Source organism: Streptomyces sp. NPDC001530 (assembly GCF_042894545.1).
Taxonomy (GTDB): Bacteria; Actinomycetota; Actinomycetes; order Streptomycetales; family Streptomycetaceae; genus Streptomyces.
Window position 1 is genome coordinate 301,766 of record NZ_JBIAVS010000011.1, and the last position, 19,019, is coordinate 320,784.

The 19,019-nt window shown below is 68.7% G+C and carries 13 protein-coding genes and 6 pseudogenes; 7 read left to right on the top strand and 12 right to left on the bottom strand.

The annotated features are described in order from the left end of the window. The first annotated feature begins 307 nt into the window (after positions 1–307). Complete coding sequence (locus tag ACFY0T_RS24280; RefSeq protein ID WP_388874174.1) at positions 308–595, top strand: hypothetical protein; 288 nt, start codon at positions 308–310, stop codon at positions 593–595. A 60-nt stretch (positions 596–655) separates the two neighbouring features. Here ACFY0T_RS24280 and ACFY0T_RS24285 read toward each other — a convergent pair whose 3' ends face one another. The 5 genes and pseudogenes from ACFY0T_RS24285 to ACFY0T_RS24305 all read right to left on the bottom strand — a co-directional run bounded on the left by ACFY0T_RS24285 (position 656) and on the right by ACFY0T_RS24305 (position 4,392). Next, positions 656–1,114, bottom strand: a complete 459-nt coding sequence (locus ACFY0T_RS24285; protein WP_388874177.1) for an SRPBCC family protein — start codon at positions 1,112–1,114, stop codon at positions 656–658. Positions 1,115–1,391: 277 nt separating this feature from the next. Beyond that, positions 1,392–2,009 (bottom strand): hypothetical protein, encoded by a 618-nt coding sequence (locus tag ACFY0T_RS24290; RefSeq protein WP_388874180.1) that lies wholly within the window; start codon positions 2,007–2,009, stop codon positions 1,392–1,394. Positions 2,010–2,354: 345 nt separating this feature from the next. After that, positions 2,355–2,504: pseudogene (locus ACFY0T_RS24295) on the bottom strand (IS5/IS1182 family transposase); the annotation flags it as partial. A 369-nt stretch (positions 2,505–2,873) separates the two neighbouring features. Next, a complete protein-coding gene (locus tag ACFY0T_RS24300; RefSeq protein ID WP_388874182.1) occupies positions 2,874–3,782 on the bottom strand; it encodes a GlxA family transcriptional regulator in 909 nt (302 codons plus the stop codon). A gap of 10 nt (positions 3,783–3,792) precedes the next feature. After that, entirely contained in the window at positions 3,793–4,392 is a 600-nt protein-coding gene (locus ACFY0T_RS24305; protein ID WP_388874185.1) for an isochorismatase family protein, read from the bottom strand. Positions 4,393–4,521: 129 nt separating this feature from the next. Here ACFY0T_RS24305 and ACFY0T_RS24310 point away from each other — a divergent pair. Further along, positions 4,522–5,089 (top strand): annotated as a pseudogene (locus ACFY0T_RS24310) (transposase); the annotation flags it as partial. Between the two features lie 151 nt (positions 5,090–5,240). Here ACFY0T_RS24310 and ACFY0T_RS24315 read toward each other — a convergent pair. From ACFY0T_RS24315 to ACFY0T_RS24330, 4 genes and pseudogenes are all read right to left on the bottom strand, one after another. Then, positions 5,241–5,366, bottom strand: a pseudogene (locus ACFY0T_RS24315) (transposase); the annotation flags it as partial. 74 nt (positions 5,367–5,440) lie between these two features. Continuing rightward, entirely contained in the window at positions 5,441–7,588 is a 2,148-nt protein-coding gene (gene helR, locus ACFY0T_RS24320) for an RNA polymerase recycling motor ATPase HelR (protein ID WP_388874188.1), read from the bottom strand. Positions 7,589–8,565: 977 nt separating this feature from the next. After that, the gene (locus ACFY0T_RS24325) at positions 8,566–9,138 is read right to left on the bottom strand and encodes a hypothetical protein (RefSeq protein WP_388874191.1); all 573 of its coding nucleotides are present in this window, start codon (positions 9,136–9,138) and stop codon (positions 8,566–8,568) included. Positions 9,139–9,610: 472 nt separating this feature from the next. After that, positions 9,611–10,732 carry a DUF418 domain-containing protein gene (locus ACFY0T_RS24330; RefSeq protein WP_388874193.1) on the bottom strand — a complete coding sequence of 374 codons (1,122 nt, stop codon included), beginning with the start codon at positions 10,730–10,732 and terminating at the stop codon, positions 9,611–9,613. 374 nt (positions 10,733–11,106) lie between these two features. On the opposite strand from ACFY0T_RS24330, the gene ACFY0T_RS24335 reads away from it, so the two are divergent. From ACFY0T_RS24335 to ACFY0T_RS24345, 3 genes and pseudogenes are all read left to right on the top strand, one after another. Continuing rightward, positions 11,107–11,775, top strand: coding sequence for a response regulator (locus ACFY0T_RS24335; RefSeq protein ID WP_388874196.1), 669 nt, complete (start codon positions 11,107–11,109; stop codon positions 11,773–11,775). After that, the gene (locus ACFY0T_RS24340; protein WP_388874199.1) at positions 11,772–12,884 is read left to right on the top strand and encodes a sensor histidine kinase; all 1,113 of its coding nucleotides are present in this window, start codon (positions 11,772–11,774) and stop codon (positions 12,882–12,884) included. The genes ACFY0T_RS24335 and ACFY0T_RS24340 overlap by 4 nt, the downstream gene beginning before the upstream one ends. A gap of 118 nt (positions 12,885–13,002) precedes the next feature. Continuing rightward, a pseudogene (locus tag ACFY0T_RS24345) lies at positions 13,003–13,218 on the top strand (selenium-binding protein SBP56-related protein); the annotation flags it as partial. A 248-nt stretch (positions 13,219–13,466) separates the two neighbouring features. Here ACFY0T_RS24345 and ACFY0T_RS24350 read toward each other — a convergent pair. Beyond that, a pseudogene (locus ACFY0T_RS24350) lies at positions 13,467–13,908 on the bottom strand (transposase); the annotation flags it as partial. A gap of 204 nt (positions 13,909–14,112) precedes the next feature. Here ACFY0T_RS24350 and ACFY0T_RS24355 point away from each other — a divergent pair. Both ACFY0T_RS24355 and ACFY0T_RS24360 read left to right on the top strand, forming a co-directional pair. Further along, the gene (locus tag ACFY0T_RS24355; protein ID WP_388874201.1) at positions 14,113–15,405 is read left to right on the top strand and encodes an MFS transporter; all 1,293 of its coding nucleotides are present in this window, start codon (positions 14,113–14,115) and stop codon (positions 15,403–15,405) included. Between the two features lie 428 nt (positions 15,406–15,833). Then, positions 15,834–16,574: an alpha/beta hydrolase gene (locus ACFY0T_RS24360; RefSeq protein WP_388874204.1), complete on the top strand. Its 741-nt coding sequence runs from the start codon at positions 15,834–15,836 to the stop codon at positions 16,572–16,574. Between the two features lie 307 nt (positions 16,575–16,881). Here the strand turns inward: ACFY0T_RS24360 and ACFY0T_RS24365 are convergent. Continuing rightward, positions 16,882–17,731, bottom strand: a pseudogene (locus ACFY0T_RS24365) (methyltransferase domain-containing protein). A gap of 487 nt (positions 17,732–18,218) precedes the next feature. Further along, on the bottom strand, positions 18,219–18,524 hold the full coding sequence (locus ACFY0T_RS24370) for a DUF4158 domain-containing protein (RefSeq protein WP_388874207.1): 306 nt from the start codon (positions 18,522–18,524) through the stop codon (positions 18,219–18,221). Positions 18,525–19,019 lie beyond the last annotated feature (495 nt).

Genomic DNA, 19,019 nt, shown 5'->3' on the forward strand with positions numbered 1-19,019 from the left:
CCCTAGTCTTCTCAGAAACCCCCGAGAGGTCTATGCCCCCACCACGGTTACTGTGAGGGCCCCTCGCCAGGCCAAGAAGGAGCCATCCCTTCGTCTTGCGCGCCGTCTGGCCAATCGAGTCATGGCTCCCTGGGCCGCGCCTCTCCAGTACGGCGTAGGGATGGCCGCGCCGGGTAGAACGAGCGGGGCACGTCCTTGCTCGGGGCGGTCATGGAGAAGGCGGCTGCCGCGACGACCCACGCCCCCCACGGGGAACGGCGATGTATATCGGAGGAGCCGTCAGCCGCGTGCGCGCTAGCGTGTATCAATGATCGACGTGCGGGTTCGGCATGCGTCTGGGACGGTCCTGGCGAGATCCCGCGGTGTGTCCTGGGACGAGTGGCTCATGGACATCGACGCGTCACAGTTCCCCCTGCTCGCCGGCGTGTGTCCCTACGCGGACACGGTCTTCAATACCTGGCAGACACCCATGCTGCTGGAGGAGTTGGCTCGTCTGCCCGTGGAGCGGATGGGGCCGTGGGTGGATGAGGTGCGGGAGCTGTGCCGGATAGCGGAGGAAGGCGCTCACCGGTACGTATGGTTCGTGGGCGACTGATCCGCATCAGCCCGTGGGCTGGCTCAACTGCGCCGGGCGGTGACAGGGGCCGGGTGAGGATCAGTCGCGCTCGACCAGGCGGGCGAGGTTGTCCAGAGCCATCCGCGTGCCCAACTCGTTGTCCTCGCGGGGCACTTCATCAGGAATACCCTCGTGCACGATGACGACGTCCGTCGCGTCGTCCACCGGGGTGAGGGAGGTGGTCATCGTCATCGTGCCGCGCAGCGCATCGTCGGACGTCTCGAACTCGAACACCTCCACCACCAGCTCGTTGGGAACGAGTCGCGCGAAGTGGCCGCGGTAGGTGTCCGTGTGGGCGTCCGACTTTCCTGAGCCGGCTGCGTCGTTGTAGGTGAGCGAGACGCGGAAGGTGCCCCCTTCGCGAGGGTCGAATGCGTGGACATGGCTGGTCATGCCGGCGGGCACTCGCCATGCCGCCACCGCGTCCGGGTCTATGAGCGCCTGATAGACGGCTGCGGGGGCCGCCTTGACGCGTCGCGAAACGTGCGTGGCATACATACCAGGCAACGTACTGCCTCTGCGGCCAAGTTGTGGCCGCTCGGGCAGGCGTGTTCGGCCGGTCGGGTCCAGGCACCGATCGGCGGCAGGACGCCGCTGGAGGACTCCTCGACGCCATCGCGGCGTCTGCGGCGATCCAGGGCGCCGGGCCCGGCTAGGCCTGTCGAACAGGAGCCCGGCAGCTCAGGCCCGGAGCCGGTCGCCTGGACTGCGTGGGCGGGTGCCGCGCCCTTTCGATGAGAAGCGGGCGCGGTCAGCGGGCGCCGTGGCGGCCAGGTCAGCTGGCTGCTGCCTTGGGTTGCGGCTCGGCCGCCGTCGGCTCCGCAGCGGCCGCGGAGGTGTAGAACACCGACGAGCCCTGCTTGGTGCGCTGAACGTGGCTCTTGGCGACCAGCCCTTCCACGGTGCTGCGCACGACCGTGGTCTTGATGCTGCGGTCGGGGTGGGCCTGCGTGAGTGCGGCGGTGATTTCGGCGGCGGAACGCGGCTCGCCTTCACGCTCCAGATAGCCGCGGATCAGGTCGACGAGGGACGGCTTGGCTGCTGCTGTGGGTGCCTTCGCGGAGGAGGTCTTGGCGGCGGGCTTGGCTGCCGTGTCCTTGGCGCTCGTGGCGGCAGCCTTCCTGGGCTTGCGCTGCTTGGGTTCGGCGGAGGCCTGGGAAGGCACGGTCGGCCTGGCCTGGGTGTCAGCCTCGACGGCGGTGCTCGCGCCGCCGAGCGTCTGCTGCAGGGCAACCAGTACGGCGTGGTCGCTCTGCAGGGCGCGCAGCTGCTCCTGCAGCACTTCGAGGTCCGCGCTGATACGTTCCTGCTCCTTGATGTTGCGTTCCAGATCGCTCGTTACCTGGGCGACGTACTGCGACTTCAGCTCTGTGGTGGCCTGGACTTCCGACATGACAGGGGCCTTTCTATCGGTGCGGCGGTGAGGGCCGGAGCCGTATCCGCGCGGGGAGGGAGGAAGGTGCCCCGTCCATGATGGCTGGGGAGCATCCTCAGGACACAACGGCCGCATTGTGTAGCAGTCTAGAGAGGGTACGCACGAGCGGAACAGAATTACTCACGGTGTCACTGGCCTCTGCTTCGCTGGACGATCTGGGACGGGAGGACGCGGAGGGCGAGGCAGAACTCCTGGTGTCGGCTGAAGACATCGAGCGGATGCGGGAGGTGCTCACCCGAGTACTGGCCTGTGGGCGGCAAGAAGCTTGTCCCCAGTGCGTCGGTCTGTAGATCCCTGCCCGCGTCACAGTCGCCGGTAGGCGATGAGGACGGCAGCGTTGCCGACGAAGGCGAGATGGTGTTCAGGCTTGCGTTCGTAGCGGCGATGAAGGCGGCGGCAGCCGGCCAGCCAGGACACTGTGCGCTCAACTACCCGACGATGTCGACCGAGTCGTTGCGCGTCGGCCGCCGCCCTGCGGGCGCCTGATCTCTCCGGACGGAACACCTAGGCACTCGCGATGGTGGGCCGGACCGGGCCCGCTTGCGTGGCCCTCCCGCACGGTCGTCCCTGCGCGGACCGATCGACTACGTCGCGGCCTGCCTCGCCTATGTCGCCATCACCCGCGCCCGTCACCGCCTCGACCGTGCGGGTCTGGCCTGGATCGACCACCGCACTGACGCAGCTCCAGAGTTGATCGAGAGCCCTTGCTTCTCTGTGCTGGAGCGGACTCCCCGTAGCGAGAGCATCGAACGTCGAGGCTCTGCCGGGAGGAGGCACGGGAGTCAGGTGCCCTGCCCAGGGGCGTTCGGTCGCCTGATGCGGTCAGGCGGTGCGGGCGCGGAGGCGCCGCAGCATGCGTGGGTCCGCGAAGCCGACTGAGTGGGCGGCGGCGTCGATCGTCGCGCCGTGGCTGATGAGGTGTTGGGCGCGTTCGAGGCGGAGGGTCTGCTGGTAGCGCAGGGGGGTGAGCCCGGTGGCGCGGCTGAAGAGGCGGGTCAGGGTGCGTTCGCTCACGCCGACGGCCGAGGCCAGGGCGGGCAGGGGGAGTGGTTGGTCGAAGCGGGCGTCGATGAGGTCCTGGGCGCGGTGGACGGTGTCGTCGAGGTGGGACCGGTGCCGGAGCATCGCGCTGGACTGCGGCTCATGGCCGTTGCGGCGGGCGTAGACGACCATGTCCCGGGCCACCTGGCCGGCGACGCCGGGGCCGTGCCGGGTCGCGACCAGGTGCAGGGCCAGATCGATGCCGCTGGCGATGCCGGCCGAGGTGATGACCCGGTCGTCGGTGGTGAACAGGACGTCGCGGACGACCACGGCCCTGGGGTGGCGCAGGGCCAGCTCGTCCTGCACGTCGTGGTGGGTGGTGCAGTGGCGGCCGTCGAGCAGGCCTGCCCGGCCGAGCGCCTCCGCCCCGGCGCAGACGCTGGCCACCGTCCCGCCCCTGGCGTGGTGATCGCGGAGGACCTGGAGACAGGCGGCACCGATGGCAGGGCCTTCGGCCAGAGTGACTGTCCGCCAGCCGGGCACCACGATCAGATCCTCGGGCGTGAGCTCGGGCCAGTCGAGCCCGGCCACCAGCGGGAGCCCCTGGGCGGTGGAGACCTGTGGCTGCTCGGCGACGTAAGCGAGCGTGTAGGGGTGCCCGAAGTCGGCGGCCGTGGAGAAGACCTGCGCGGGGCCGGCCAGGTCCAGCAAGTGGACTCCGGGCACCAGGAAGAAGACGACGTGGCTCACGATTCGGTCATCATGCCTGACGTCCTGCCGCGGCCTCCAGCTGGTCGACCGTCGCGATGGTGGCGAAGCGCCCGGCGAGCGCGTACTCGGTGCGCCTGATGACCTCTTCGGCAGGCAGCGTACGGGGGTCGGCCAGCAGCTCCTCGACGCTCTGGTCGGCGGGAGCGTCGCGGTGCGGGATGGGATTGGTCGCGGTCGCGTCGATGACGAAGGTGACCTGGTAGCCGAAGTCGCTGGCGACGCGGGTGGTGGTCTCCACGCACTGCTCGGTGCGGATGCCGCAGACGGTGAGCTCGCGGATACCGCGCTCGGTGAGGAGTTGCTGCAGGTTGGTGGTGGTGAACGCATTGTGGGAGGTCTTGTGGATCAGCGGCTCCCCATCCGCTCGCTCCAGCTCCTTCATCAGCCGGACATGGCCGAGGGCCGGGTCGAAGACATCGCCGGTGCCGGGCTCGCAGTGCAGGACCCACACCACCAGGTCCCCGGCCTGACGGGAGAGTTGGACCAGGCGGTTCACCTGGTCGGCGATCTTCAGGTCGGAGGTGGTTGTCCAGAGCGGACGGGCGCGGAAGGACTCCTGGACATCGATGACGATCAGTGCTCGGGTCATGTCACCAGCCTGAACCGCGCGGGCGGGACGGCGACAGGCCGCATCGGGTCCGGCAGCGGACCGATTCGGTCATCAGTGGGTCAGGCAGTTGAGCAACCGCGCCCCTTCGCCGAGTCCGGCATGGAGCGCACCCTCCCGATCGTCGAGGAGACGGTGATCCGCCTGGACATCGATCACCTGCCAGCGGAGCAACCCCAAGCCGGTCTGGCTAAAGCGGTGAGGCACCGACGCCGCCCCGGCAGGCACCGACCACCTGCGGCAGGCATACCTGCGGCGCTTCGGCATCGAGCACACCTTCCGCACCTGTTCAAACAGACCCTCGGCTGGACCTGCCCGAAGATCCGCACTCCAGAAAGCGGCGGACCGCTGGACATGGCTGATCCTCGCCGCCTACACCCAACTGCAGCCCGCCCGCCCGCTGGCAGCCGACCTGCGACGGCCATGGGAGAGGCCCGTCACACCGGACAGGCTCACCCCCGCCCGTGTCCGCCGCGACTTCCGGCACATCCGCCCCAAGACCGCCTGCCCGGCCAGAGCACCGAAACCCTCCCGCCCCGGCCCCGGACGACCTCCAGGCCGAAAGAACACCCGGCCCACCCCACGACGTGCACACACCCCGAAGACACAGTCAGCACAACAGCGAGCGAAGAGGCCGACCACCCCACGGTCCCGCCACACAGGTCAAAGATCAAGCTAGGGCGTGTTGTGAAAGTGCTGGTCGCAGCCACTCGTTGAGGACCGTGACCAGCACGGTCGCCTCGTAGCGGACGGCGAACTGTCGTATCGGGTGGCCATGGCCCGTACTCGGCGGGGAGGTCGCGCCACGGCGCCCCGGTCCGAGCCCGCCACCGGATCCCATCGATCAGTTTCCGCCTGCCGGTTGCCGGCCTACCCGCCCCGGGAACCGACAACAGCCGTTCCAGCAGCGCCCATTGAGCATCCGACAGGTCCCCACGTGCCACGAACCTGATCATCCCAGGCTGACCTCACCCAGGCCAGCCAGTTCCAAAACCCGAGTCGGGCGGCGATCACGTTGTCGTGGCCGACGTCAGGAGCTCGTGAGGATGACGAGTTGCTGGGTCGCTCGCGTCATCGCGACATAGCGGTCGACCGCTCCTTCGATACCCTTGCCGAACGCCTCTGGGTCGATGAGGACGACCAGGTCGAACTCGAGCCCCTTCGACAGCTCCGGGGTCAGCGACCGGACGCGAGACGTCGCCCGGAACGTGGGATCGCCGATGACGCAGGCGATCCCGTCGGCATGCGCAACGAGCCAGGTTTCGAGAATCGAGTCCAGTTCCGCAACAGATCCGTGTACGACGGGGACGTCGCTGCTGCGGATGGAGGTCGGCACATTGGCGTCCGGGAGCACGGTTCGGATGACCAGCTCGGCTTCCGCCATGACCTCTTCCGGCGTCCGGTAGTTGATGCGCAGCGAGGCCACGTTGATCCGGTCGAGCCCGATCCGATCGAGCCGTTCCTGCCACGACTCTGTGAACCCGTGCCTGGCCTGGGCGCGGTCCCCGACAATGGTGAAGCTCCGGGACGGGCAGCGGAGCAGCAACATCTGCCAATCCGCGTCGGTCAGTTCCTGAGCCTCGTCCACGACGATGTGCGCGAACGGGCCGGCGAGCAGGTCCGGTTCGGTGCCGGGCAGTGCGGTCTCGTCGATCAGGCTGTTCTGCAGGTCCCGTCCGCGCAGCATCGTCACCGCACCTTCGCTGTCGTCATCGGCCTCGAGCAGGTTGTCGATGACGCCGGCCATGCGCTCGCGTTCGGCGGCGACAGAGGCGTTGTGGCGACGCTTGCGCAGTGACGCCTCCGGGTCGCCGAGCCGCTGCCGTGCCGCGTCCAGGAGCGGCAGGTCGGACACCGTCCAGGCCTGTGCGTCCTCGCGCTGCAGCCTCTGAACGTCATCGGGGCTGAGCCAGGGAGCGCACATCCGCAGGTAGGCGGGTACCGACCACAGGTCTCCGACGAGGTCAGCCGCTTCGAGCAGCGGCCACGCGCGGTTGAGGGTCCTGTTCAGCTCCTTGTCGTGCAGCAGCGACCTCCGGAACAGGTCGGGCGAGACGTCGCCGTCGTGCTTGTCCATCAGGATCGTGAGCAGCTTCTCCCAGATCTGGTCGCGCGCTTCGTTGTGCGGAGTACCTGGTTCTGGTGCGTCGAACGCCTCAGCCCAATCGTCGGCGCTCAGCCAGATGTCGGACCAGTCGATCGTGACCGTCATCCCCTCGGTGGGCGGCTCTTCGTAGAACCTGACGGCTGTCTCGATCGCCTTCACCATGTTCGCGGACGACTTCAGGAGGGCCACGTTCGGGTCGGTCTCGATCGCTGCTCCGGCTCCCTCGGCGACGAGGTGACGCAGGGTGCAGGTCTGCACGCCCTCCTCACCGAGGCTGGGGAGGACGTCGGCGACGTAGGCCAGGTAGGGCTGGTGCGGACCGACGAACAGCACGCCGCCCCGACGGTGACCGAGGCGAGGGTCGGAGTAGAGGAGGTAGGCGGAGCGATGCAGAGCGACGACGGTCTTTCCCGTACCCGGACCGCCGTCGACGACGAGAGCGCCGCGGGATCCCGCCCGGATGATGGCGTCCTGGTCGGCCTGGATGGTGGCGAGCACGTCTCGCATCCGGGTCGACCGATTGCTGCCCAGGCTGGCGATGAAGGCGGACTGGTCGTCGAGCGCGGCGTGCCCTTCAAGGCCGTCATTGGTGAACACTTCGTCCCAGTAGTCGCTGATCCGGCCGCGGGTCCAGCGATACCTGCGGCGGCTTGCCAAACCCATCGGGTTGGCGTGGGTCGCTGCGAAGAACGGCTCAGCCGCGGGGGCGCGCCAGTCGAGCAGCAGCCGACGACCCGCGCTGTCGGTGAGGCCAAGTCGTCCGATGTACACGGGCTCGGGGTTGTCTGCGCTGACGATGTGTCCGAGGCACAGGTCCAAACCGAAGCGGCGCAAGGCGCGCAGGCGACCGGTCAGCCGGTGGACCTCCATGTCCCGGTCCATGGCCTGCCGGCCCATGCCGCCGGGCGCCTTGAGTTCGGCATCGAGGCGGTCGGACAGTTCGGCGATCGCCTGCTCGAGGCTCTCCGCGATGGCCGCGAAGTGCTGCTCGTCGCCGGCGATCAGCGTCGGGTCGGCCTTGGGGGAGAGGCTGTCGGGAAGGTCGAACGCGCTGGTAGTCAGGGGGTTCATGTCACCAGCTCCGATCCGAGGTCGCTCCTGCGAAGTCCGGCGGCGCGCACGCCCGCACTTCGGCGCCGAGTGCCCGCAACCGCAGCGCGAGTCCCACCACCGGCTCGACGTCACCACACGACCCATAAACCGACAACAACATACGCACTTCGTGAATCTCCCATTTCCTCAGGTTCTGGCCTCGGCCTGCGATTCTGCGGCACGACCCGGGTCTTGCCGCAAGCCCCCCGGTGCGCTATAAGTTGAGAGTGGCAAGGAGTGGGTGACCTCCTTGCCTTTGCCTTTTATCGCCCGCGGTGGACGGACAAGCCCTTCGCGAGGCGGCGCCACGTACGGCGCCGTCGGCAACCTCAACGAAGACGCCGAACGGGACCAGCTTGGCGACCTGCCCCCGCAACGTCTGGCCCACCTTGATGCCGTCGGCGAAACGTCTCGAAGGGGTCCGGCTGAGTCGCTCGCAGGGACAGCCCGGCTTCTCCGTTCCATGCCCAAAGTTCCGGGTTCTCGGTGGCGGACAGGGACAGCCAGACGGGGCCCTCATCCAGGTCAATAGCGGCCACTTCGGCGGTGATTAGTTCGCCGACCTCAACCGTGGCAGCCGTCCCATGACGCCAGGACAGGTCCAGCGGTCCAACCACCCCCGGGAAGCCTGGTCGTTCGACACTCCGCCCATGCCGTCCAGCCTCTCGTAAGGAGCCGTGCGTCAGCCCGGAGCTGCGCTTATGCGTGCACTGCCTGGCTCGCGAGCGTCGGCGTGACGGCGAGGGGATTGAAGTCGGGCGTCAGGCACCGACCGCTGTCGCGGCCGGTGCTCGGGCCGATCGCACCGCTGACTTTTGGGTAAGGCGGCGGGTCTTCAGGGTGACTGATGGGGCCGCCTCACCACTGGCGGGGAAGTTGGAGGGCGCCGGGCGTTGCAGTGGCGGCGGTCTGGGTGCTCACTCACTCGGGTTGCCGGCGATGGGCGCCTCCCGTTGTTATGCCGTGGGCACAGCCCACTCGACGGGGTCGCGGCCTTCGACGTCGTAGATCACCTGGTTGGGGCGGGTGCCCCGCTCAAGGGAGAAAGTGATCTTTCCTCGGAGGCAGGAGCCGGGCCTCACGGCGGCGCTATCGGTGGGGTACTCGGGTTTGGGCACGCCGGATCCGCTGATCAGCGGGGCTTGGATGCGGGTGGAGTCGGGGAAGCCGAGGGACCAGGGCGTCTGGGAAGACATCACCGTGGTGCTCGTCGGGTCGGCGCAGAGTCTGACATCGAGGGTGGCCCACACGGGGTGCGGGAAGTCGGAGACCTTGTCGGAAAGGCCGACGTCCTTCGCCGGCTGGGCGTAGCCCATGACGGTCGTGGTGCCGCTGATGTGGCTGCCGTCGGTGTCGGTGTCGCTCCAGTGGTGTCCGGCGCCGATCTTGAGCATCCGGGTGCTGGCGGCAGGTGTGGGCTTGGCTGCGGTCTTCTTCGGTTTGGCGTCTGGCTCGTCGGTGTGGCCGGGGCCTGAGCAAGCGGTGGCTGCGAGCAGCAGGATGGCGCAGAAGGCGGTGCGGGCGTGCATGGTTCCCCCAGGACTGACATGTGCTGAAGGTGCATCATCCGTAACGCGAAGGCTGTACGGGGGAGATGTGGCCTTCTTGTGACTCGTGGGGTGTGCTTTGGGTCCGCTCGCGGCCGACGGACGGTCCGGATCGCCTCCGGCAGGGGGCGGCCCTGTTGCGGGTGGGTAATGGAAAGTTTGGTCAATTCCAGCGACACGGGAAAACGCTCTGGAGTCCTCTGGAGACAACTGCCTGATCCATGGTTCCGCGGGCACCGCTGGTGCCGAGTATCTGTGCGTGCCCGCCGATGCGTCCGACATCGTGGTGTGCGTCATGGGTGGCGCAACAGCCGGGCCCAGTCGCTCACCACCGCGTGGAGGGCTGCCCACGATCCATCGAGCTCACCCGAGACGGGCTTGCGACCTCCGGCTCGGCGGCGCCGGCATCGCCCGTCCGTCGCCTCGGCACCGGGCCCGGGTCAATGCCGGCCTCCTACTTGACGTGCCGCGCAGGCTGTGTGGCGAGGTGGAGCAGGTGCTCCAGAGGGCCACGCCGGAACAGACGGGTCCACACGATCGCCAGCAGCGTGGCTGCCGCGATGAAGCCAAGCAGCGCGGGCAACGCGGACATGGTTTCGCCCTCGATCGCCGGTACGTACCAGACGTCAGTGAAGAACCACAGGGCGACGATGTGCAGGACGTACGCGGTCAGCGCCATCATGCCGACCGCCGCGATGGGCCTGGCCAGGCTCATAAGGCGCGGCATCCGGTCAGCGATGGTCAGGCACCCCGCCACCACCACAAGGGCGACGCCCGTGTTGCCGAGGATGGAGAAGGTCGTCTGGCTGTGCGGCGCCGCCACCAGCAGCCAGGCGAGCGGGGTGCGGGTCTCGGGTTCGCCGACGGTGTCGGACCACCAGGCGGACGACGCCGAACCTCCGTCCGTGGTGGCCGCGATGGTGGACAGAGCGTTCGGGACCAAGCGCAGGGCGAGCCAGGAGCCACCGTAACCGAGGAGTGCGAGTGCCCCGCCCACAAGAGCCAGTCGGGATCGTATGCCGGGCCGAGCGAGGTCGACCCGGGCTACTGCCATCCCCGCGACCAGGAACGGCATCCAGGTGAGCACCGGATACTCGCCTGTGAACAGCAGTTCGACGAAGCCGTCCGTGCCGCTGATCCAGGCCAGCGGATCCCGGGCGGTGACGGCATCAGCCCAGGTCCCTCCCTCGATCGAGCTTCTGATCACGTAGAGCAACGCAGGCATGATCAGCGCACCCGCGGCAGCGATCACCGCGAGCGCCTCCGCTCGCAGCCGGCACAGCGGGAGAGTGGTCAGGAAGAGCAGCCCGTAGAAGCTGAGGATCACGTCCACGCCGGTGCCCAGACCGGTCAGGATAAAGCCGAGCGCTGCCAGGGCGACGGCGCGGATCATGATCCTCGCTACGGACTGGCGGCCAGCGCGCCCCGTCCGCGGATGCGGACGCCCGGTGATGATGGCGAGCGAGAAGCCGGCGAGGAGCGCGAAGAGGGCGGAGGAGCGTCCCCGTGCCGTTTCCAGCAGGAATCCCACGGGGCCGCCCACGGTCACGTCGGGGCCGACGTGTGCGGAGTACATGCCGAAGACCGCGAGCCCGCGGGCGAGATCGATTCCGACAAGCCGCCCCGCCGACGGTAGGCCGGCCGGAGCAGCGGCAGGAGTGGGGGAGGGCTTACCGGCCGAGGCGGAGGGGCGTTCCCTCCAGCGCTCACCCGACACGTCTGTCGGCACAGCCGACGGTGCGTTCTGCATCATGTCTTGAGATGTGACCGGCCAACCGCCTTGGCCCACCCCGGCAGCTTTCCGAAGGCACCCCGCCAACCGGCCGAAGTAACCCCCGCCAACCGGCTGGGGCAAGCCCGCCAACCGGCGGGAACCGCAGGCGGCCCGCCGACGGTCGGCCCCCGAAGTGGTACGGATTCACCGGCGAACTTGCGACGAGTGGAGCGCACGTGATCCAGGTCCTGGTGGTCGACGACGAAGCCCTGGTCCGCGAGGGCTTCTCACACATTCTCAACGCGGCGGACGACATTGAGGTTGTGGGCGCGGTTCCGGGCGGCGAGGCCATCCGGACGGTGCGGGAGCTTCGGCCTGACGTCGTCCTACTCGACATCCGCATGCCGGACGTGGACGGACTCACCGTCCTGGCCGACCTCCGCCGCATCCAGGACCCACCAGTGGTGGCCATGCTCACCACGTTCGACACCGACGAATACGTGACGACCGCACTGCGCTCGGGCGCCGCCGGATTCCTGCTCAAGGACACCGACCCCGAGCAGCTGCCCCATCTCGTGCGTACGCTGGCCGAAGGCGGCCCCGTGCTGTCGTCCAAGGTCACCCGCACGGTGGTGGACGGCTACCTCGACGCCGGCCTGCGTGAGCCATCCGCCGTCCGCCTCACCGACCGGCTCACCGGCCGCGAGCGTGCCGTCCTCGTGCTCATGGCCGAGGGTCTGGCCAACACCGACATCGGCGACCGCATGCACCTGAGCACCGGCACCGTCAAAGGCCACGTCAGCGCCGTATTCAGCAAGCTGCAGGTCAGCAGCCGCGTCCAAGCGGCGTTGATCGCCGAGCGCGCGGGCCTGCTCACGCCGCCGAAAGACGAGGACGCCGGATGACCCCCCGAAGGCAGCCGGCTCTGCTCCTGGACGTCTCCCTCGTCGGGGTCTCACTGGCGGACGCATGGGTGCACATCGACGTCGGAGAGCAACCGGCCATGACCCTGGCGCTGCTCGCCGCCTTCGCACTCATGCTGCGTCGCCGACTGCCACTGACGACCTTCGTCCTCACCCTCCCCACCGCCCTGATCTCCGACGCCGCGTTCGCCACCACGGCCGCGCTGTACACGCTCGCCTCGCTGAGCCGCCACCGCCTTCTGCTGGCAGGGTGCGCGCTGTTCTTCGCGGTCGGCGACTTCCTGCCGTGGCCGTGGTCGTCCCTGAAGGTCACCGAACTCACCGGACCCGACAATCTCTTCCACCTCAGCTACACGCTGGCCACCGCAGCCGCCCCCGTCTTCCTCGGCCAGCTCGTACAGGCCCGACGCGACCTGTCCCTGCGGCTCGCCGAGATCTCCGAGGCCCGCGAGCACGAACGGCTGCTGACCGCCCAAAGCGTCCTCGCGAAAGAACGCGCACAGCTCGCACGGGAGATGCACGACGTGGTCTCCCACCAGGTCAGCCTCATCGCCGTACAGGCCGGGGCACTCCAGGTCGCCAGCCGGGACGCCGAAACCAGACAGGCCGCGGCCACGATCCGGCGGCTCAGCGTGCAGACCCTGGACGAACTACGGCACATGGTCAGCGTGCTGCGCGCCTCCGGCAGCCGACCCACGGAACTCACCCCCCAGCCCTCCCTCGCCGACCTGCAACGACTGGTCGACGCCAGCGGCATCGAAGCAAAACTGCACACGGACCTGCCGGAAGACCTCCCGCCAACCGTCCAGCGCGCCGTCTACCGCACCGTCCAGGAAGCCCTGACCAACGTCCGCAAGCACGCCCCCGGCGCCACGGCCACCATCCGCATCCACCACAGGGCCGGCACCGTCCACACCACCGTCGCCAACACCGCCCCCACCCGCCTCGCGCTCACCCTGCCCAGCTCCCACCACGGCCTCGCCGGCCTGCGCCAACGCGCCGAACTCCTCGGCGGCGCCGTCACATCCGGCCCCACGCCCGATGGCGGATACGCACTGCACCTGGAACTGCCCGACGAGCCGCATCAATGAGCGGCCGGGAGTTGGTCGCAGCAGGTACGTCCTCTGCCAGCCGGACATGACAGGACGGCACCGCTTCAGGCGCAGATCCCGAGGGCACATCCAGGGCACATGAGCCTGGGGAACCAGTGAGCTGTTCCAGTATGAGGTGAGTGATCCGTTGCGTCCGAGGCGGACTGCGTCGGTGCGTCTTGGTGGCATTGTGGGCCGGCAGCCGCATCCCGCCGAGCCGGACATTCCACTGACCGGCGGAGCGCAGATGGTCGAGGTCAGCCGCTACGGGCGGCACGTGGGACAGGTCCGTGGGCCGTCCGTACTCCCCAAGGCGAAGGCACGCAACGTGTGAACGCGTCCTGTGCCTTCGTCCGTGCTCCCCATTTTGTGCACGGGCCGCAGCAGTTGTTCGAGGACGCCCAGGCCAGCCGTGTGCTGGTCTCGGTGGAGTCGAGACAGGAGATCGACGGGGAGCGCCACCACCGTGTCATCGACGGCGACGGCGCGCTCATCGGCACGATCCGCAGAATCCCGCCGTCACGGCGGCCGCTGAAGCACACGTGGCGTATCGACCAGCCCGGGAAGCCGGAGGTTGTCGGCCCGAACACGTGGGCCGAGGGTCTGCTTCATCAGCGGAACGTGTGCTCCAGATCGAAGCGCCTCAGGAATGCCTGCCATCGGACATCGACGTCGGCGGTGGTCATCCCAGTCTTCGAGGACCACAGCCAAACAGCCAGCGGCTCGGCGTCGCCGGGCAGGCGGTCGACCTGGAGGCGGATCAACATGCCCTCGATGATCGGGAGTTCGCTGTCGTGGTCGATCCAAGCGGAACGGGTGGTGAGCCGGGGGTGGATCCGGTCCCAGGCCATCGTGCGGGCGGGGCCGTACCAGTCGGAGACCTGCACTGTGGCCGCGTCCGGTTCGCCCCAGGTCGACGGCCTGGCGAAGCGGGACTCCTTGCGGTGCTTCGGCGGGCGGCCCTCTGCGGCGGCGAGATGCACGGCATGGGGACGGGCCTGCGCATGACCTGATCCGACCGCAGCCCGGGTGCTCTCGGCCCTGAGCGACAAGTGGTGTCAGATTCCACGAACAAAGCCACCGCGGAGTGCACTTCCGCCGCGGGTCTGGAGAGACAAGGCCGTCCTGGGTATCGGCCCGGTGCTGTTGGGCCCCGCCCCGGAAGCGATGCGACCGCTCTGCGAAAACCACTTGAGGCGTCCTGCATGCGCTGGCACGGTGGCCCCTTGTGCCTGCAACAGATGCGCCAGAAAATCGAGATCCTGAACCACCTGAAAGCGACGCATTATCGGTATCCAGTACCGGCCTCGCGTCCGGGCAACCGCTCCGCTCCGCTCCCTTCCGGTGGTTCCTGGCCGGTCAGTCGATCTCCATGGCTGGCAGTGCCATGTCGCCTGTCGCCCTGGCCTTCGGCGTCTTGGAGGTCACCAACAGCGCGGCCTGGCTGTCCGCGGTCACCACTGCGGCCTTGGTCCCGATGGTCGCGACGCTCCTCCTCGGCGGCGGTATCGCCGACCGCTACCGGCGCGACACCGTGCTGTGCCTCACTAGCCTGGGCGCCGGCCTCACTCAGGTCGGCGTCGCGTTCCTCCTCCTGGCCCACCAGCACCCGGTGTTCCTGCTGCCGCTGTCTGCCCTCAACGGCATTTTTCAGGGACTGACCAAGCCCGCGTTGCGCGGCATCGTTTCGAATCTGGCGGCGGGACGCGGCCTCCAGCAGGCCAGTTCCCTGCTGGCGTCCGTCAGGAACGCCACTCGGATCCTGGGCCCGACCGCAGCTGGCCTGCTGACCGCCTCCGTCGGAGGCGGCTGGGCGATCGCCGCGGACGCCGCGTCCTTCCTCCTGGCGGCCGCCTTCTTCGCTCGGATGTCGCTGCCCGACCTGCCACCGCGCACCGAGGGCGGCCCGACGATGCTCGGCGAACTGAGGGAGGGCTGGAGCTACTTCAGCTCCAAGCCGTGGATTTGGACGGTGACGTTGGCCTTTGCCGTCTTCAACGCCGTCAACATGGGTGTCTGGCAGATCCTGGGCCCGGTGATGGCGAACGGCACGATCGGCGCTGAGGGCTGGGGACTGGTGCTGAGCGCCCGCGGCGTGGGGGCGCTGCTGGCCAGTGTGGTGATGGTGAAGCTGACGGTGCGGCGGCCGATGGTGCCGGCGCTGTCCTCGATGACGATGGCCGCCATTCCGCTGATCCTTCTCGGCGCCGGCGCGAACACATTTTGGCTGGCTGCGGCGGCGTTCGTGGCGGGAGTGGTCTCCGAGTTCTTCACCGTCGTGTGGGAAACGGTTCATAACACCCACGTCCCGGAGCGGCTGCTCTCCCGGGTCGGCGCCCACGACGAGTTCTGGTCCTTCGTGCCCATCCCCATTGGCCAGCTGTCCACGCCGGTCCTCGCCGCGGCGTTCGGAACGGCGGCGGTCGCAGTCACCGGCGGCGGGGTGGCGGCGGTGGCGATGCTGGTGCCGCTGCTGGTGCCGTCGCTTCGGCGGATCGAGATCAACCGGAAGGGCGATTGAACCCCAGTCGTAGAAGGGCGGCAGCTCATGACCGCCGCCAGCACGGCTGGATTCCGGTGCGGTACCGGTAGATGATCCCTTCGACGATGCGCTGGTGATCGGCGAACGGGCGCCCTGTGGCTTTGTTCACGAGAACTGACAGCGCCCCCAGCGCGCTTCGCCGTCGCAGGGCCTCGCCTCGGGAAGCCGCGATGAGGCCCCAAGTAGCTCTGCGTAGTGTTCCGACTCCTTGGCATCCGGCCACGGAGCCCGCGCAAGAACCCGTTTGGCGGACCACGGCGGCCCCTGCTACTTTCGCGGAGGCCGTGCGAGAGAACGAGGAGGTGGTACCCGTGAACGTATCGACATGGGTGCTCTCCTCCGGGGTCACGGTCGGGCGATAGGTCGTCCGGGAGCGCCGTTCAAGAGCACTCCCGAAAGGCACGACCATGGCCCTTCACTTCACTTCCGAACAGCGCCTCGACGACGGCGTCCTCGAACGCGCATTCACCCTCGGCGAGATCCCCGGCATCCTGTGGACGCCCGGATCCGCATCCGCACCGGCGCCGCTGATCCTGCTCGGCCACCCCCCGCTCGGACTGCACAAGATGTACCCCCGGCTGGTGGCGCGGGCCCGGCACGCCGCGGCGGATGGCTTCGCCGCGGCCACCATCGAGCTCCCCGGGAGCGGTGAACGTCCCCGTTGGGCCGCCGCCGAGCAGGCCCGCGCCGACCTGCGCCGGGCTATGGAAGCCGGCGAGCCGGTCAGCGACGAGATCATCGACGCCCTCATCCTCCCGCTCGTCGACAAGGCGGTCCCGGAATGGCAGGCCGCCCTTGACGCCCTCCTGTCGCTGCCCGAGATCGGCGGCCCGGTCGGGTACTCGGGGGGAGTGATCTCCATCGGCGTTCGCCTTGCGGTGGTCGAGCCGCGCATCGTGGCCGCCGGTTTCTTCGCCGGGAGTTTCGTGCCTCGCGCCATGTTCGAGGAGGCCCGCCAGGTCACCATTCCGCTGCACGTCCTGCTGCAGTGGGACGACGAAGGGAACGACCGGCAGGCGGCCCTGGACCTGTTCGACGCCTTCGGCTCCAAGGAGAAGTCCCTGCACGCCAATATGGGCGGGCACACCGGCGTCCCGCAGTTCGCGGGGGACGCCGCGGCGCAGTTCTTCACCCGGCACCTGAAGTGAGGCCGGGCCGTCAGGCCACCAGCAGACGGTAAGCCATGTTGGCCAGGATGCTGCTCGTCGAGGGCAGGTCCCGGCGCTCCTCTGCTGTTTATGCTGCGGGCCCCTGCCAACTCGGCAGGGGCCTGCACTGCCCGAAGCCATGAACTGTTCGATTTCTGCAGTGCTTCGGGTGCTGCCCAATCTCGTGTCCAGGTGCTGTCGGTTCTCGTGGACAAAGCCAGCCCTGCCTTCCCCGTGTTGCGGGGAAGGCAGCGCGCCAGGCGAGCCCGCTGTTCATCGGTCAGCAGGCGCATGCGCCCGCTCGTGGTCACCGAGGCTGGTAGGCGGTGGCCAGCACAGAGACGGTGACCTGATCGGGCAGGAGGCCGTCATCGTTCGTCTGCACGGCTCACATGGCGCGCGCTCGGCGTCATCGCCACTAGGTCCAGGGCATCTAGCCTGGATAGGCTGGCAAGGTACTCCACCTCTTCGGTAACGACGGCATCGAAGAAGGGGTCCAGCGCCTGGTGCAGGCGCTGTTCCTTGACCGGGTCAATCGTGACCATGGCAGGCACCCGGCCGCGCAGCTCGGCCAGGTGCCGCCTGGTGGGCCGGACCACGATCAACCGGCCGGTCGGGCGCAGCACGCGGTGGAACTCGGCCGGGTTGCGCGGGGCGAACACGTCCAGCACGACATCGGCAACCTGGTCGGCGAGCGGGAAGGGACGGAAGACGTCCCAGGTCGTCGCGGCGGCTCGGTCGTGGGCTCGGGCCGCCGAGCGCAGCGCGCGCACCGATGTGTCCAGACCCAGACCACGGGCGCCGGGCAGCCGGTCGAGTACGCCGGCCAGGTAGTAGCCCGTGCCGCACCCCACGTCCACAACCGTGGCCTGTTCAGACACGGCGTCGGCCGCCAGGCCGGCCACGGCCTGGCGGATGGGCGCGTAGGTGCCGGTGGACAGGAATCGGTCCCGAGCCCGAGCCATGGCCGCGTCGTCGCCGCTGGTGCCGCGGGTGCCCGTCAGTAGGCCGGCGTAGCCGTGGCGGGCGATGTCGAAGGTGTGGCCCACCGGGCAGCGCAGTGCGCCGCGGTCGGGATGCAGGTGGCGCGTGCGGCACGTTGGGCAGCGCAGCAGGTCGAGGGACAGTTCGAGGGCAGGTGGAAGCGACACGGGCACGAGGCACTCCTGGCAAGGGTGAAGGGAAGAGACCGTGCCTGCACGCGCGCTCAGAGCGTCACTGCCTCAGGAAGGAACGGGCAGCGTCGGGAACGTGGTTCACGCAGCAGGCACACCAAGGAGGGCGACGCCGTCCGGCATCGCCCTCAACGTCTTCCGGTCACAGGAAGCAGCAGTGCGGGGTGCTCATGAATGCCACATCACGAGTCTACGAGTATCGGCGAAGCCCCCTATGTCCGCCGAAGTTGAGAGACACGGCCTTGAGGTGGGGGGCGGTACACGGCCAGAGAACGGCTGCGAACGGCGCGGGTGTTAGCTTCTTCCCCGTGGCGGAACACCAGGACGAGACCAGGGCGGCCTACGACGGGGTCAAAGCGGCGAAACCGGCCGGGGACGCGAGTCATGCTCAAGGACGAGCCGGCATCCCAGCTCCTTCCGCGCTTCAGCGTCGTCCCAGGAGGTGGGGTCTGGTTGCTTCGTCCAGCTGTTAGTGCGGGGGCCCTTTTCGGGGCAGGCGCCGGGTCATGCCCCGGTGCCGCTGGATCGCCTTGCTCTGCCAGTCGTAGTCCGCCCACGCCTCCGCAGGCACCTTCACCTGCTGGGCCACGTACTCGACCGCGGCGTCCGGCACCTCCTTGGCCGACTCCGGGAACCGGGCCTCCGCCTCAAAGAACTTCAGCAGCAGCGCGAACCCGAGCCGGGTCGCCCCGGACTTGGTCCGCACCCGCTTCATGTCGTCTTCGAGCAGCGTCCAGACCTCGATCAGGTCCTCCGGCTCCCAGTCCTGCCGCACCCGTACCCCTCCGCCCCACCCGAGATCACTCGTTCAGCTCAACGAAACGCCCAGCGAGGGGAAACGACGACCACAGCAGTCACACAGCGCTACATGTCCGTTCGCCGTAGCGATACGAGAACAGGGCCGACTCGGCGGAACGCAGCCTGTTCCCCTTTGAGTTGCCTGACACGACCCCGCAGGGGAGGCTGCCGGGCAGGTGACCGTGGCCGATGCCGGTCACGGCCGCAGCGCCGCCCCGGCTCAGGCTGAAGGAACGGGGCCGGCACCACGTCGTGCCCGTCGGTCGGCTCCATGGATGTCGCCCGCGCGGTCACCACCGAGCCGTGTCAGGCCGAATACAGCGGGCTGGGCTCCACTCGCCCACTACCGCGAGAATCCCCGGCCCCTGCCCGACCTCGTCAGGGCCGCGTTACGCCACTCGCGGCGGAAGGGGCGGCGTTTCCGCCGCGTCCGATGTGCGCTACGTCTCATCCGCGAGCTGTTACACCGGAT